This is a genomic window from Thermosynechococcus sp. HY213, assembly GCF_031460975.1.
Classification (GTDB): Bacteria; Cyanobacteriota; Cyanobacteriia; order Thermosynechococcales; family Thermosynechococcaceae; genus Thermosynechococcus.
Window position 1 is genome coordinate 1 of the sequence record NZ_JAVKVB010000011.1, and the last position, 14,387, is coordinate 14,387.

At 53.7% G+C, this 14,387-nt stretch carries 14 protein-coding genes; 1 reads left to right on the forward strand and 13 read right to left on the reverse strand.

Going from position 1 to position 14,387, the window contains the following annotated elements; all coding sequences use genetic code 11:
• The 8 genes from RHK62_RS05345 to msrB all read right to left on the reverse strand — a co-directional run.
• A partial coding sequence (locus RHK62_RS05345) for a HEAT repeat domain-containing protein (protein WP_310453407.1) occupies positions 1–1,208 on the reverse strand: 1,208 nt, incomplete at its 3' end.
• Between the two features lie 272 nt (positions 1,209–1,480).
• Entirely contained in the window at positions 1,481–3,226 is a 1,746-nt protein-coding gene (locus tag RHK62_RS05350; RefSeq protein WP_206201342.1) for a ribonuclease J, read from the reverse strand.
• Positions 3,227–3,285: 59 nt separating this feature from the next.
• Positions 3,286–4,176, reverse strand: coding sequence for a 4-hydroxy-tetrahydrodipicolinate synthase (gene dapA, locus RHK62_RS05355; protein ID WP_310453408.1), 891 nt, complete (start codon positions 4,174–4,176; stop codon positions 3,286–3,288).
• On the reverse strand, positions 4,173–4,613 hold the full coding sequence (locus RHK62_RS05360; RefSeq protein WP_310453409.1) for a hypothetical protein: 441 nt from the start codon (positions 4,611–4,613) through the stop codon (positions 4,173–4,175). Before RHK62_RS05360 ends, dapA begins: the two co-directional genes overlap by 4 nt.
• 6 nt (positions 4,614–4,619) lie before the next feature.
• The gene (gene proC, locus RHK62_RS05365) at positions 4,620–5,441 is read right to left on the reverse strand and encodes a pyrroline-5-carboxylate reductase (RefSeq protein WP_206201345.1); all 822 of its coding nucleotides are present in this window, start codon (positions 5,439–5,441) and stop codon (positions 4,620–4,622) included.
• On the reverse strand, positions 5,416–5,985 hold the full coding sequence (locus RHK62_RS05370; protein ID WP_206201346.1) for a cell division protein SepF: 570 nt from the start codon (positions 5,983–5,985) through the stop codon (positions 5,416–5,418). The genes proC and RHK62_RS05370 overlap by 26 nt, the downstream gene beginning before the upstream one ends.
• Before the next feature lie 288 nt (positions 5,986–6,273).
• Positions 6,274–8,454 (reverse strand): GAF domain-containing protein, encoded by a 2,181-nt coding sequence (locus RHK62_RS05375; protein WP_310453410.1) that lies wholly within the window; start codon positions 8,452–8,454, stop codon positions 6,274–6,276.
• The gene (gene msrB, locus RHK62_RS05380; RefSeq protein WP_206201348.1) at positions 8,454–8,858 is read right to left on the reverse strand and encodes a peptide-methionine (R)-S-oxide reductase MsrB; all 405 of its coding nucleotides are present in this window, start codon (positions 8,856–8,858) and stop codon (positions 8,454–8,456) included. Before msrB ends, RHK62_RS05375 begins: the two co-directional genes overlap by 1 nt.
• Positions 8,859–8,986: 128 nt before the next feature.
• Between msrB and RHK62_RS05385 the strand changes: the two genes are divergently transcribed.
• Entirely contained in the window at positions 8,987–10,363 is a 1,377-nt protein-coding gene (locus tag RHK62_RS05385) for an isochorismate synthase (protein WP_310453411.1), read from the forward strand.
• On the opposite strand, the gene RHK62_RS05390 is transcribed toward RHK62_RS05385, so the two are convergent.
• The 5 genes from RHK62_RS05390 to RHK62_RS05410 all read right to left on the reverse strand — a co-directional run bounded on the left by RHK62_RS05390 (position 10,360) and on the right by RHK62_RS05410 (position 14,385).
• Positions 10,360–10,668 carry a hypothetical protein gene (locus RHK62_RS05390; RefSeq protein WP_226971987.1) on the reverse strand — a complete coding sequence of 103 codons (309 nt, stop codon included), beginning with the start codon at positions 10,666–10,668 and terminating at the stop codon, positions 10,360–10,362. The two genes, RHK62_RS05385 and RHK62_RS05390, sit on opposite strands and share 4 nt — an antisense overlap.
• A gap of 178 nt (positions 10,669–10,846) precedes the next feature.
• On the reverse strand, positions 10,847–12,007 hold the full coding sequence (gene petH, locus RHK62_RS05395) for a ferredoxin--NADP reductase (protein ID WP_206201351.1): 1,161 nt from the start codon (positions 12,005–12,007) through the stop codon (positions 10,847–10,849).
• Between the two features lie 147 nt (positions 12,008–12,154).
• Positions 12,155–13,177, reverse strand: a complete 1,023-nt coding sequence (locus RHK62_RS05400) for a diguanylate cyclase domain-containing protein (protein WP_310453412.1) — start codon at positions 13,175–13,177, stop codon at positions 12,155–12,157.
• Positions 13,178–13,211: 34 nt separating this feature from the next.
• Positions 13,212–13,769 carry a methanogen output domain 1-containing protein gene (locus tag RHK62_RS05405; protein ID WP_302679025.1) on the reverse strand — a complete coding sequence of 186 codons (558 nt, stop codon included), beginning with the start codon at positions 13,767–13,769 and terminating at the stop codon, positions 13,212–13,214.
• A gap of 151 nt (positions 13,770–13,920) precedes the next feature.
• Positions 13,921–14,385 carry a PAM68 family protein gene (locus tag RHK62_RS05410; protein WP_310453413.1) on the reverse strand — a complete coding sequence of 155 codons (465 nt, stop codon included), beginning with the start codon at positions 14,383–14,385 and terminating at the stop codon, positions 13,921–13,923.
• Positions 14,386–14,387: the final 2 nt, after the last annotated feature.

Below are 14,387 nucleotides of genomic sequence, written 5' to 3' on the forward strand. Positions count from 1 at the left end.
TCCTCAATCAACGAAACAATTTCAGGTCTTTCTGCTACTGCTCTGCGGACATCGCTATCCTCATCCTCAGCAAGGGTTTCCAAAACAGAAGCAGGAGTATTCGGGTTCCCCGCTACTGCTGCGCGAACATCCCTATCCTCATCCTTCGCAAGGGTTTCGAGGGCAGAAGCAGGAGTATTCGGGTTCCCCGCTACTGCTGCGCGAACATCCCTATCCTCATCCTCAGCAAGGATTTCCAAAACAGAAGCAGGAGTATTCGGGTTCCCCGCTACTGCTCTGCGAACATCCCTATCCTCATCCTTCGCAAGGGTTTCCAAAACAGAAGCAGGAGTATTCGGGTTCCCCGCTACTGCTGCGCGAACAGCCCAATACTCATCCTTCGCAAGGGTTTCGAGGGCAGAGGCAGGAGTATTGGGGTTCCCCGCTACTGCTGCGCGAACATCCGTACAAAAGTGGCTAGCTAGCTCTGCTAGTTGGATGGTATCGGTGTCGTTGCTCTTAGCCTCCTCAATCAACGAAACAATTTCAGGTCTTTCTGCTACTGCTCTGCGGACATCCCTATCCTCATCCTCAGCAAGGGTTTCCAAAACAGAAGCAGGAGTATTGGGGTTCCCCGCTACCGCTTGGCGGACATCCCTATTCTCATCCTTCGCAAGGGTTTCGAGGAGTTCAGGAAGAATCGTTGTTGCCCTAGCCGCCTGCTGTCTTACTTTTGCGCTTTGACGCTGAACTGCAACTGTCAATGCCCAAGTCGGCGGCTCTGTAAGCTTTAATATTCGTATTAAGGTTTCATCACTAATGCTCTGTCGTTCACTGTCTTGGAGCACAAGGAGTTCCATCCCAGGATTGCGAGCTACTGCCGCCGGAAATTCCTCAGCTAGTTTATAGAGGGTCGCTGGAGGGGTCTGGGGATTCATCGCCACTTTACGGCGGACATTGGCCGCTGGATGTTGTGCTAAAGTTGTCAGGAGAGTATGGGATGCACTGAGGTTCTGGGCAAGAGCTTTTGCTAACGGTTTATTGCTTTGAGCTTCCGATAGCCAAGCCTCTAGGACTTCAGCAGGGGTATTGCCATTGGCTGCAACCGCAAGGCGCACTTTTTCATGGGGGTCATTGGCCAACATCCGCAAAATGTTTGGTGAAGTAGTAGCAGACTGCGCTACCTGCCGACGCACACAAGGGTCAGGATGCTGAGCTGCAGTAGTCATCGAATTAAGATCAAAATAATCAGTATCCATTGCGCGCCACAATTTTTATTTGCGACATTGGTACTAGTCAGTTATTGTAATTCTAGCTTTAGTTGTTAACTATGGTCGAGTTGCTTCCTAATCAGTTGAACGTGTTGAGGGGCTATTGCTCGGCAAGAAATCAACTGAAAGCCCCCGAGCGTTTCAACGCTAGCTAGCGCAGCGGCAACAAAAATAAACGGGCAGGGATGCCCTACAAAATAGGCACCTTCTCCTGCCCAAGGGGCTTGATGCTAGCCAACCACAGAAGCGGTGCTGCGACGCCGCCGAATTCCTGTCGTCACAGTGGGGGTGACTTCGATGGGTTGCAGAAGCAATAGGACTGAGGCATTGCCCTGAAGTTCACGGCGCACCAGTCGCACCAGTTCCCGTTCAATGTGGGCTTTGACCCCTGCCCAATCGATATCGCCGTTGCGGGCATATTCACTCCAGCGATCGCTCAAAGCAGTTTCGACCGTGGCATGTACCCAAGCCTGCCAAGCCTGTGGCTCAATCGCCGTGACCACGCCCCGCAGGTGGACTTCAGGAGTAGCTTTCAGACTGCCATCAGTACCCACCGCCACCGCCACGGTGATAATGCCTTCCTCAGCCAGTTGTTGTCGCTCTTGCAGCACATGGGCTTTGACAATGCCACCGCGATCCAGTAACTCAATACCAGCAGGCACCTTATCGACGACCCGAATCGAGTCACGGGTGAGTTCCACCACATCGCCGTTGTCAATAATCACCATATTCTCCGGGGGAATGCCCATGCTCTGAGCCGTTTGGGCATGTTTCACCAGCATGCGGTGCTCACCGTGAACGGGCAAAAAGAACTTGGGCTTCGTCAAGGCCAGCATTAGCTTTTGATCCTCTTGGCAGGCATGGCCAGAGACGTGGATGCCCTGTTCGCGACCGTAGATGACTTTGGCGCCTTGCATCATCAGGCGATCGATCATGTTGACCACGGCAATCGTGTTCCCCGGAATGGGGTGAGCCGAGAGAATCACAGTATCGCCGGGGCGAATTTTAATTTTGTTGTGTTCCCCTTTGGAAATCCGCGTCAGGGCAGACAGAGGTTCCCCTTGGGAGCCAGTGGTCAGGTACATCACCTGATGATCGGGGTACTTGTGCATCATGTGCAGTGGCACAAAGAGATCGTCTGGGCAGTGAATGTAGCCCAACTGCCGCGCATGGGCAATGACATTGAGCATCGATCGCCCCAAGACCGAAACCACGCGGCCATGCTTTTGCGCCAATTCCAAGGCCATACTGAGGCGATGTACCGAAGAGGCAAAGGTGGTAAAAATAATCCGCCCCTCTGCTTGGCTAAAGGCACGATCCAAGTTGGGAAACACCGATCGCTCCGAGGGGGTGTGGCCGGGCACTTCCGAATTGGTGGAGTCACTAATGAGACAGAGAACCCCCTTTTCTCCATGCTCTGCCAGCCGCTGAATGTCAAAGCACTCGCCATCAACGGGGGTAAAGTCAAATTTGAAATCCCCGGTGTGGATAATCACGCCAATGGGGGTATGAATCGCCACGGAGAAGCTATCGGCAATGGAATGGGTATTGCGGATATACTCCACAAGGAAGTTTTTGCCCAAACGCACCATCTCCCGCGGCTGTACCGTGCGCAGTTCGGTGCGATCGCCAACCCCTGCCTCTTCGAGTTTCCCTTGCAGCAACGCCATGGCAAGGCGAGGGCCATAGATGACGGGAATATCAAACTGCTTGAGATGAAAGGGGATGCCACCAATGTGATCTTCATGACCATGGGTCACAATCATTCCCTTGATTTTTTCGCGGTTTTGCCGCAGGTACGTCATATCGGGTAAGACGATATTGACCCCATGCATGCCATCAGTGGGAAAAGCTAACCCTGCGTCCAGCAAAATAATTTCATCTTGGAATTCAAAAACACAGGTGTTCTTGCCAATTTCGTGCAGCCCACCGAGGGGAATAATTTTCAGGGCAGCAGTTGCAGCGGATTGACTCATAGGTCTCCTTACGATGAAACAACAAAAAAGGTGCAGCTTGGGAAATGCCCAGCGTTGTCTTAAGACTTCAGTAGGCCAAGAGCATCTAAAACAGGCTTCAATTGGTCAATCACAGCGTCACTCGCAGACGTGAGGGGCAGTCGGGGAGCACCCACCGCCCAACCTTGCAGGCTGAGGGCAGCTTTAATCGGAATCGGATTCGTCGTCACAAATAAAACCTTGAACAGGGGCAATAGTTGACAATGAATAGCAGTGGCTTTGGCCGTCGCTCCTTGGACAAAAGCTTGGATCATCTCTTGAATGCGTCGACCAACAAGGTGACTGGCCACACTGACGACACCATAACCACCCACGGCCAGCAATGGCAACGTTAGGGAATCATCCCCAGAGTAAATGCGAAAATGTGGCGGCAGCTGGGCACGAAGGGTGCTGGCTTGGTCAAGGTTGCCGCTGGCTTCTTTGATGGCAACAATGTTCGGATGGTCAGCAAGGCGGATCACTGTTTCTGGTAGCAGGTTCTGCCCTGTACGGCCGGGGATATTGTAGAGCATGAGGGGAAAGTCTGGCACTGCCTTGGCGATCGCCTGAAAATGGGCATAGAGTCCTTCTTGGGGGGGTTTGTTGTAGTAGGGTACCACCAAGAGGGCACCATCGAGGCCGAGTTCTGCGGCCTTTGCCGTGGCATGAATAGCCTCACGAGTGGAGTTGGAACCCGTACCTGCAATCACCTTGGCTTTGCCTGCCACAGCCTGCTGCACTGTTTGAAAGAGTTGAAATTCCTCTTCCCAAGTGAGGGTGGGGGATTCGCCGGTAGTGCCGCAAACAACAATACCATCGGAACCGTTGGCCACAAGGTGCTGTGCCAGTTCTGCCGCCACATCGTAGGCGATCGCGCCATCCTCTGTAAATGGCGTAATCATGGCGGTAATCACACGTCCAAAGTCAGTCACAGTCCACCCTCAGCCAAGTCCCGTTGTAGTTGCCCAATGGTAACCGCGCGGCTGTACACGCGCCGGCGATCGCCCAAGGTTTCTAAAATAATGGCTCCGCGTCGCCAGCTTTGGGGCGATCGGTAAATCGCCAAATTATTGTCGGTCTCTACACTTCCATAGCCGTTATTCCTCAGCCATGCCTCCAGTTGTGGCATTTGTGGCAGTGACACCGCCAGAACTTTCGTGTGATGCCAATAGGCCGCGATCGCTCCCACGACGACCCCCACGGCTAGTCCCCAACGGTAGGGCAGGGGAGACAACAGACTCCAGTGGCAAATTTGGCTCAAACTCAAGGCAGTGATGGCAGTGACACAGGCAAAGTAGTCAATGAACACCACCTTCACATCTAAGCCTTCAATGGCGGGGGGGTCAGCGGTTGTGGGAGAGTTGGGCATAGGCACTTAGTTGAGGGCTTGGGCACGCTCGTAGGCCGCTTTTACCGTTTGCATGAGGGTTCCACGCACACCAGCAGCTTCCAGTACTTCGAGACCCGCAATGGTTGTCCCCGCAGGACTGGTGACCGCATCCTTGAGTTGCGCCGGATGCAGCCCGCGCTCATTAAGTAATTGTACTGTGCCTGCTATTGTGCCATAAACGAGTTCCTGTGTCAGCGATCGCGATAGCCCCACTGCCACCCCCGCATCGCATAGTGCCTCCACCATCAGGGCAACGAAGGCAGGCCCTGAGCCAGAAAGTGCGGTGACTGCGTCCATTTGCCCTTCACTGACAGCCACCACCTGCCCCAGTACCCCTAACAAATTCTTAATCTTGCGAATCTCCAGTTCACTGGCGGCACTATCGCTAACAAGGGCAATCACGCCGGCGCCCACTTGGGCTGGTGTATTCGGCATCGCCCGAAAGATCAACCGCTGGGGAAACAGTCGCCGCAGCCGCCCACTGTTGATCCCTGCCATAATGGAAAGGGCAACGCCAGTGCCCTGAGCTACCGGCGTATCCGCCAGTTCTGACTCAATATCGGCAAAGACCTGTGGCTTGACCGCCAGTAGGAGCGTTTCAGCTGTAGCGACTTCTAGGTTCGTTGTCACCCTGACCCCATAGGTGTGGGCTAGATACTGCTGCCGCTGAGGCGATCGCGCCGATACCCACACCTGCTCTGGCAAGAGACCATCTGCCAGCAACCGCGAAAGCATTGCCTCCGCCATGCGGCCACAGCCAATGATCCCAAGAGCCGGCACCCTAGGCACTACGCTGTTGTTGGGCATTCATCCCCCAAGCGGGTGGGGGGGCAACAGGTGTGGTAGCTGGGCGAACGCCACCCACTTGCGTACTCACTTGCACACAGCTCGGTGTAAACAGGAAAATGCTTTCACCAATACGCTCTTGGTGACCATCAATCGTGAACGTGGCACCGGCAACAAAATCCACTGAGCGTTGGGCTTGCTCCGGCTCCATCAAGGTCAGATTTAGCACCACAGACTTCCGCTCTTTAAGAGCCTTGATCACCTCAGGCATTTCACTAAAACTGCGGGGCTGCATCACCAAAACTTCCGCCACTGCCCCCCACCAACGACCGGCATTGGGCATCCCAATCACATTCGAAGGAGCTGATCCCGTCGGCACTGAACCAGTGGCAACTGAGGGAGACGGACTAGTGTCAAAGTCATGACTCAGGGTTGGCCGCGATGCGGGCAGCGGTTCCACCTCCGGTTCCGTGGTTAGCGTTCGTGCCGTTCCTTGAGGGTATTCCTCATCGTAGATGTCAGTCTCTGGGGTTAGGCCCATGAGGTCACGGAGTTTGCCCAACATAACGACTCACTATTGCTCCTAATAAATAAATGTATGAGTTGTAAGAGTTTTCTGACGTGCCGTAGCGGAGTCACCGCGACAGGTCAGAGGGATAAAAGCCAGATGATATGTTTCATGTCTTAACAATCCTAGTTTCGTGGCTAAAAGGGAACCTATGCACAAACGCCCACGAGAGTTGAGTTAAAACAGAAAGGTTCAACTGGCCATTTTACAGGAAACCGGGAGAAAACGATGAAGTTGGCCTTAAGTCTCTCGCTTTTCCTTGGGTTTGTCAAGGGTAACAATGCTCTAAATTGGGTTGGCTAAGGGAATCCGAAACCAAAACGTCGCTCCCTGCGCATCGCCCTCTTTGACGCCGATTTCACCCCCATGAGCGATAATAATTTCTCGGCAGAGATACAGACCTAAACCAATGCCCGTGCGATGCTGGTTTGCACCGCCACGATAATAGAGATCAAAAAGGTGCGATCGCTGGTCAGGGCGGATGCCGACGCCATTATCCTTGACGGTGCAGTAAAGGCTATCTCCCTGTTCCTCTGCCGTCAGGGTGATGGTGATCCCGGGACGATTGTGTTTGAGGGCGTTGGTGATCAAATTCTCATAGACTCGCCGCAGTTGCATAGGATCAACAGGCACAAGGGGCAACGTGGGGGGGATATCAAGTTTCACGGTGGCTTTATTTTTCTGGAGCAGCGGTTGTAGCTCCGCCAAGATCTCCTTGACAAGCGTGGCTAAGGATGTGGGGGCGATCGCCAAAGAGAGGGAAGGTTGCTGATCCACGTCAATATGCAGCAGTGTTTCAATCAGATGTAGTTGCCGCTGCTGGCTATGCTGAATACAGGTCAAGGTGCTGCGGGGCACAGGAATCGTGTCGCTGGTGTTGTTCTGCAAGAGATGGTTAATGACCATCAGGGTACCTAGGACAGGGGTGCGTAAATCATGGGACACGGCGTGCAAAAAGACATCCTTGAGGTGGTTGAGTTCCTCTAGTTCACGCATTTTTTGCTGCAACTGCTCGGTACGCTCGGCCACCTGCTGTTCCAAATTGGCATTTAAGGCCGCCAGTTGTTGATAAAGTTCTGCTTGTTGCAGGGCGATCGCCACCTGAGTCGCCAACTGCTCCAAAAAAGCGCGCTCGTAGGGCTGCCACTGTCGCGGGCGGTCACATTGGTGGACTCCCAGTAAAAAGCACGGGCCCTGGGGCTGATGTTGGATCGGAATCAGCAGACAAGACTGGATATGGTGCGCTGCATACACCTGTCGCAGATGGGGATCAAGCATTTCCCGCTCGCAGGAGAGTGTGGCTGGTGTGGTCAGCAGCCGTGAACGGTAATGCACGTTTTGCAGGAGAGCCTCAAGATTCGTGTGCCACTGGGGCGCCATCGCCGCCGCCACCACTTGAATCTCCTCTGTCCTCGGATCAAAAGAGACAATAAACACGCGATCGCTGAGGAGATAGCGGCGCACTTCCACCACCGTGGTATTGAGAATCTCTGGCAATTCCAGCGTTTGGCGAATGCGCAGGGCAATTTCCGCCAGCAGTTGTTGCCGTTGGGCAGCCAATTGTACGTTCTGTTCAGCGGTTTTGCGTTGGGTAATATCCCGTATTCCCACCACCCTCGCCCAGCGCCCCCGATAGAGAATGGATTTTCCCTGAACCTCAACAATCAGTGCTTCACCACTTTTGGTGCGAGCAAGGGTTTCAAAGGGAACATCAATGGGCTGCTGAATTCGCTCTAAAATCAGCGATCGCGCCTCTGGATGGGTCAGCAACAACACCGACTGCCCCACTAGTTCTGAAGCCGTATAGCCAAACAGCCGTTCAGTTGCGGCGTTGACATCAAGAATTGTCCCCTGCTCATGGATGATTACTGCCTCAGAGGTGGCTTGAAAGAAGGTGGCTAAGCGGGCTTCACTTTCCTCTAGTGCTCTGAGGGCACGGTGGCGATCGCGACTTTCCACCACCAAAGACACCAGATCCGCGAGGGAAGCGGCAAACTGCTCTTCGGCAATAGTCCACTGGCGGGGTGAACCAATGTGTTCGTGGCAGAGGATGCCAATCATGCTCCCTTCAACCCAAATCGGCACATCCAACAGCGAGGTAATGCCAAGAGGTTCTAAATAGGTCTTGCGAAACTCCCGCGTGCGGGGATCGTGCCAAGCGTCATGGGCCGTAATGGTGCGCTCCTGTTCAAGGGCAGCAAAATAGTCGGGGTAATGACTAGCGGTGAGGGTCATCCCCACCGTAAAGGCCTGGGGCGACTGCTGAAACAACTGCACACATTGAATTTGCTGGCGATCGCCCGAATAAAACCACAGACTCACCCGTGCCACATTGAGACTGCGGGCACTCGTCCAGAGAATGTCCTGCAAAATCTCCTCAAAGTTTGCTCCGTGGAACGGCTGCCGCCGCGCCAGTTCTACCAAAATGCGGTTGAGACTTTGCAGTTGTTCAATCACGGGGGTCATCAAGAGGCGGCAGAGTCAGGGATAAATTCCAGTGCCGCTGAGTTAATGCAGTAGCGCAGTCCCGTGGGTGGCGGGCCATCCTCAAAGACATGGCCGAGGTGGGCATCACAGACATTACAGAGAACTTCTGTGCGCACCATGCCATGGGACAGATCCCGCTCCATGCGGATATTTTTGGGGTCAAGGGGTTGCCAAAAACTCGGCCAGCCACTGCCAGAGTCATACTTGGTCTCAGAGCGAAAGAGCGGCGTGCCACAGCAGACACAGCGATAGAGTCCGGGCTTTTTGTTGTTCCAGTAGCAGCCCGTAAAGGCGCGCTCCGTTCCCTTCTTGCGGGTGACATAGTACTGCTCAGGGGTAAGTTGAGCTTGCCATTCCGCATCTGTTTTCACAACCTTAGCCATGTTTGCCTCAGAAATAGACTGTGATCCTACTCCTCAGCATACTTAGGCAGACAGGGAAGTTCCAGTCTTTTTGCCAAAGGTTCCCTGCCAAGGGGAAAATGTAAGGGCAATCTTGACCTTGTTTGGTTATGCCCGTTTCGCTGCCCCTTACTTTTGATTTGGCCTCTGAGTCCGAGTTTTATACTCAGGTCAGCGCTGGAATGCAGGCAGCACAGCAGGCCAATTGTCAGTTCCTCAGTTTAGGCATCTCCTTACCCACCGTTGATCCCCTGATGCTGTTGGCTGGCCTGATGCAGGTCAGTGGCGAAAGTGAGCATTTTTACCTTGAGCAAGCGGGAGAGATTGTTGCTGCCTGTGGTGCGGTGGCGACCCGCAGTGTTCAGGGACATCAACGGTTTGGGGAACTCCAGCGTTTTAGTGAACAAATCCTCAGCCGAGTGTGGGCGATCGCTCCAGCCGAACCGCGCCTGTTCTGTCAATTTAGTTTTTGGGATCACCTAGGCTCTAACTGGGGGTTCTTACCCCGCTGGCAGGTGATTCAGCGTCTGGATCAGGTTTGGCTCACCCTTAGTTGTGCCTTAGAGACCAGTACACCCCATCGCCTCTGGCAAGACTGGCAACTAGTGCAGCGGGCACTGACCCACATTCTGGCTGATCCGCCCCCCTGTCCACCACCACTGGCGATCGCCCTACCGCCTCTAACTGAGCAATACGGGCAATTTATTACCAGTGTCCAGCAGGCTCTCAAGCTCCTTGAGGAGGGAGACCTCGAAAAATTGGTTTTGGCCGCTGCCCTCACCCTAGAGCAGCCTCAGGGGTTCAACTGGCTGGGAACGTTGCAAAATCTGCGTCAGCAGTACGCCAATTGCTACATCTTTAGTGTTGGCCAAGAGCGGCAGCAGGTCTTTTTGGGGGCGAGTCCCGAACGCTTGGTCAAGATTGCCGATGGCGTTCTCTGTGCCGATGCTTTGGCGGGTTCCCGTCCCCGTGGGCAAACCCAACAGGAGGATCAAAGCCTGCGCAATGGCCTTTACCACAGCCCCAAGGAACGCTACGAGCATCAGGTCATTGTTGAATTTCTCTGCCAAACCCTCCAACAGTTCGGCATGACCTGTGAGGTGCCTCCCAAACCGCACATCCTTGAGCTAAGTCATATCCAACATCTGCAAACGCTGATTCAGGCTCCGCTGCCGCAACCCATTCATATTCTCCAAGGGGTGGCGGCCTTACATCCAACGCCCGCAGTGGCGGGGTATCCTGCTTCACGGGCACAGGACTGGCTGCGGCAACTGGAACCCTTTGATCGCAATGGTTATGCTGCTCCCCTTGGTTGGGTGACACCCAGCGGAGAAGGGGAATTCATTGTCGGAATTCGCTCTGCCCACCTTCAGGGCAACCATGCCCATCTTTTTGCTGGGGCGGGGATTGTCAAAGGCTCTCACCCGGAACGGGAATGGCAGGAAATCCTGTGGAAATTTCAGACGATGATCTCGGCTTTGGCTTAGCGCAGGGGGGGCTGTTTTTTGCTCATCGTCAGCATCGGCAAGGGCTGGGAGGATTGGGGCGGCAGCGCATACTGGGGCACTTTCTCAGGGAGAGGACGTTCGGGCGATCGCTGGAGCAGGCGATAGAGCAGCGCGCTGCCCATCAAACCTAGACCCAATAGCAGCAGACCGTTGTAGCCCCCCAAGCCACCAATGGTTGAATCCACACCTCCCATTAGCAGAAGGAAGGCGGAGATGGGTTCTTTACGGTAGGCTTTGCGCAGAAAGCGAGGATAAATCATAGGCGATCGCTGGGTACTCACCATTAGAAGAATACGAGAATGCTCATGACTTGGCGTTAAATAGGTTACATTTTAGCGACCCTACGCCACACATTGATTTCTCAGTAACAGCTCGATCAGGTGATTTACTTCTATCCTGACAGATCCAAAGGGCACTTGGCATTGAGGAAAAAAGGGGGCGATCGCCCCCCAACTGAGCTCCCTAGTAGGTTTCCACGTGCCAACGGCCTTCTTTTTTGAGCGTGCCCTTGAGGAACTCTTGCCAATCGGCACCATTTTTGGCTGCCGCTGCTGCCATTGCTTCATCAATACCCGGCTCCATCCCCTTCAGACCACAAATATACACATGGGTGTTTTTCTTCTGCAGGAGTTGCCAGATTTCATCCGCATGCTCAGCAATGCGACCTTGGATGTACATCTTGCCGCCGTCGGGGGTTTTCTGCTCACGGCTAATGGCATAGGTGAGGCGGAACTGATCGGGATACTTTGCCTGCAGTTCTTCTAACTCATCCTTGTAGAGGATATTCGCGGTATAGGCAACGCCAAAGAAGAGCCATGCCAGACCCTTGAATTGATAGTCTGGATTATTTTCTTTGAACATGCGCCACAAAAAGGCACGGAAGGGGGCAATCCCCGTTCCTGTTGCCAACATAATGATCGTTGCTTCTGGATCATCGGGCAGGAGCATTTCCTTACCCACGGGCCCAGTGATTTTCACTTCATCGCCAGGTTGCAGTTGGTTCAGGTAAGAAGAACAGACCCCATAGATGGTTTCGCCGGTTTCTTTGTCCTTGTACTCTAGGCGCCGCACACACAGGGAGACGGTTTTGTCATCTTGAAAGTCACCGTGGCGGGTCGAGGCAATCGAGTAGAGGCGCAGCTTGTGGGGTTTGCCGTTGGCGTCAGTACCCGCAGGAATAATGCCAATACTTTGGCCTTCGAGATAGCGCAACTCAGTACCAGAGATGTCAAAGATGATATGCTTGACGGTTCCCTCGCCCCCTTCGCGCACCAACTCTTCATTGGAAATGACCTTACCAATGCAGGGATTATTGGGACGATAGATATTGACGGGAATATCAACTTTCTTTTCTTTAACTGGGGCAGCACTATTATTGGATACGGGTTCCGTGGTGGCAGCCAAGGGCGCAGCCGTACCATCGAGGGGTTGAATGCTGACAATTTTGCCCCCCCAGCGGGTAATTTGCTGCATAAACTGATTCATGCGGTCATAGGGAACGTTGAAAAATTGACTGCCACTGTTGCGGATGGCATAGTCGGTTTTATCGGTTTCGGCATTTTGTCGCAGTCCCACCACTTCATAGCGAAACATCCGACTGCCAGAATTCGTCGCATTGTACATGGGCTACACGATCTCCAAAAATTTACTCAGCTTTACATTCTGCAACACAACGTCCCAACCGCGATCAACTATCACGTTTTGGCTAGGGGATTGCCGTGCTTTGGCCACCCACATTATATCTAGCAGGGGCAGCTACAGGGGCTTTCCCTAGGGGTAGGACTGAATTTCTTGGCTGGAAGAGACAGGCGCACTCATCCAAGCATAGGTTTGTAACACATAGCGATCGCGCCCTGAGCGTTTGGCCTCGTACAAGGCAGCATCAGCAGTCGCTACCAGCTCCGCCATTGGGCAGTCCCTAAGGGTGGCGCTCACGATGCAAATGCCGGCACTGACGGTGAGGTAGGGTTGCACTGGTGAACTGGCATGGGGAATCCCTAGGCTGCGAATGTAGTTAAAAATCCGCTCTAAAACGCAAATGGCAACGTCATGGTGGGTGTGGCGCAACAGGAGAATAAACTCTTCACCGCCATAGCGAGCCACGAGATCAGCTTCCCGCACTTGGGATTTAATGGCATGGGCAACCCGTTGCAGGGCGCGATCGCCCGCCAGATGGCCATAGGTGTCGTTATAGCGCTTGAAGTGATCAATATCCAGCAGGGCAATGGCAAAGGGGGTATGGGTGGTGGCCGATTCCCGCCAAGCTGTCCGCAGACAGGCTTCAAAGGCACGGCGATTTGCCAATTTAGTCAGGCTATCTTGCTGTGAGACCCCCTGTAGGTGGCGATTTTCCGCCTCTAGCTGTTTTTGCCGCTGCTGTAGCTCCACAATTAGAGCTGTTTGCCGGGCCATTTGCTCTTGCAAGCGCTGAAACTGCTGCCGTTGGACGATGAACTGTCGCAGAAAACGGGGCTGGCGAAACAGGCGCAGGAGAATCAAGGGGGGCTGGCAACGGTGGATACCCACGGCTTCCACTTCGATTTTTTGTCCTTGGTGGCTGCGGAGGCTGCCGGGTACCATTTGGGTGGCTTGCTGCCAAAGGGGCAGCCATTGATGCAGTTTCTCTGGCGGGGTGACCACCAGTTCACTGAGGCTGCGACCCAGAACGTTGCCGCCGAAAAATTCACGACCGCTAGGGTTAATGGCCACAATTTGGCCTTGGACATTCATGACCAGCGTTGGCTCTGGCAACAGATCGATCCATGCGCCAATATCGAGTGTAAAGTCGCTCATCTTAACCCCGCCGGAATGTAAGGACTTGACTGGCTTAGACTGACTCAATGCGATAGTATTCTCGCCCCTTGGCCGCTGAGGCCGCAGCAGTAGGTTGGGTATAGATCACCACGTGGCACCCTTGATCCCCATTGGCGATCGCCTTTTCAATACAGACCTTGGCATAGCCCAAATGGTGCGCCACAATCACACCAAACACATTTGAGGTCATCATGCACAACGAGGGATGACCCACCACGCCACTGCCAAGGGGGCAACGCTGATTCCCTAAGATAATACGTTCCTCATCCTGCTCAATCAGGAAAAATCCCCCTTCAATGCGATTTTTGAGATCCACAAGAATTTGGGCAACCGTCTTGGCATCAAGGGGGCGATCGCCAAGGGCTTGAGTGTAGAGAGCGTTGATTTGATTGCCCATTTGCTGCCCTACAAGGGCAATAAACCCAGAGGCATCATCGAGACCCACGACATCTTCTAGCGTCTCCGCTACCAACCCCAGCAAATTTTGCAGAAAGCTCGAGGACTGTAGGCTGATTTGCAGATTCCCTATCTCTATGGGAGTCTCAACAGGGGACGGTTCAGTGGCTGTCATGGGTAGTGCCCTCAGGGAACGGCGGTTAAGCGACCCTCACTGCCCGAGTGTATAGTAAATAAATCGAGAAAAGCAACTGGAATTGATCAAGAATTCTTTATACTTTTTTGATTTTTTAATCAGAAGCTGCTCCTCGTCTCAAGGGGTGCGCTCACTCGGCATTTTGCGATCGCTGAGCCTGATAGGCCTGCCAACTCTCGACCACACGACCAAAATTGGTGCGAAACTCTCGCCAGCCGAGCCAACTTCCCTGCTCGTGCTCATCCCAAGACGCAGAAAGAATGCCATAGCTCAGTCCCAGCGCCCCAAAGCCAAACAGGCCTAAGCTAACGATAACCACTGCCACATTGGGCAACTTGAACCAGCCCTCGTGGACGACCAAATAGCTCAGGGGAAACGTCATCAATCCCAAAAGCGTGGGGGTACCGCAGCAGATTGCCATCCGGGTAACCATGCGTTGGCTGACAATTTCTGGAATGCCTGTACTTTTTTTGGCTGGCTTGGCTGGGGATTTTGGGGTATTAGAACGGACGGCTGCGGCAGCAGGAGCTTTGGCAGACTTGGTTGCTCCTTTTTTCTTTTTAGGCTCAAAAGGCAGATCCGACCGTTTTGCCATTG

Coding starts and splice junctions, on each gene's coding strand:
- RHK62_RS05385 (WP_310453411.1), top strand. CDS start 8,987: ATGCCCGTTTCGCTGCCCCTTACTTTTGATTTGGCCTCTGAGTCCGAG.
- RHK62_RS05350 (WP_206201342.1), bottom strand. CDS start 3,226: ATGAGTCAATCCGCTGCAACTGCTGCCCTGAAAATTATTCCCCTCGGT.
- RHK62_RS05360 (WP_310453409.1), bottom strand. CDS start 4,613: ATGCCCAACTCTCCCACAACCGCTGACCCCCCCGCCATTGAAGGCTTA.
- RHK62_RS05390 (WP_226971987.1), bottom strand. CDS start 10,668: ATGGTGAGTACCCAGCGATCGCCTATGATTTATCCTCGCTTTCTGCGC.
- msrB (WP_206201348.1), bottom strand. CDS start 8,858: ATGGCTAAGGTTGTGAAAACAGATGCGGAATGGCAAGCTCAACTTACC.
- RHK62_RS05400 (WP_310453412.1), bottom strand. CDS start 13,177: ATGAGCGACTTTACACTCGATATTGGCGCATGGATCGATCTGTTGCCA.
- RHK62_RS05410 (WP_310453413.1), bottom strand. CDS start 14,385: ATGGCAAAACGGTCGGATCTGCCTTTTGAGCCTAAAAAGAAAAAAGGA.
- RHK62_RS05375 (WP_310453410.1), bottom strand. CDS start 8,454: ATGACCCCCGTGATTGAACAACTGCAAAGTCTCAACCGCATTTTGGTA.
- RHK62_RS05370 (WP_206201346.1), bottom strand. CDS start 5,985: ATGTTGGGCAAACTCCGTGACCTCATGGGCCTAACCCCAGAGACTGAC.
- petH (WP_206201351.1), bottom strand. CDS start 12,007: ATGTACAATGCGACGAATTCTGGCAGTCGGATGTTTCGCTATGAAGTG.
- proC (WP_206201345.1), bottom strand. CDS start 5,441: ATGCCCAACAACAGCGTAGTGCCTAGGGTGCCGGCTCTTGGGATCATT.
- RHK62_RS05405 (WP_302679025.1), bottom strand. CDS start 13,769: ATGACAGCCACTGAACCGTCCCCTGTTGAGACTCCCATAGAGATAGGG.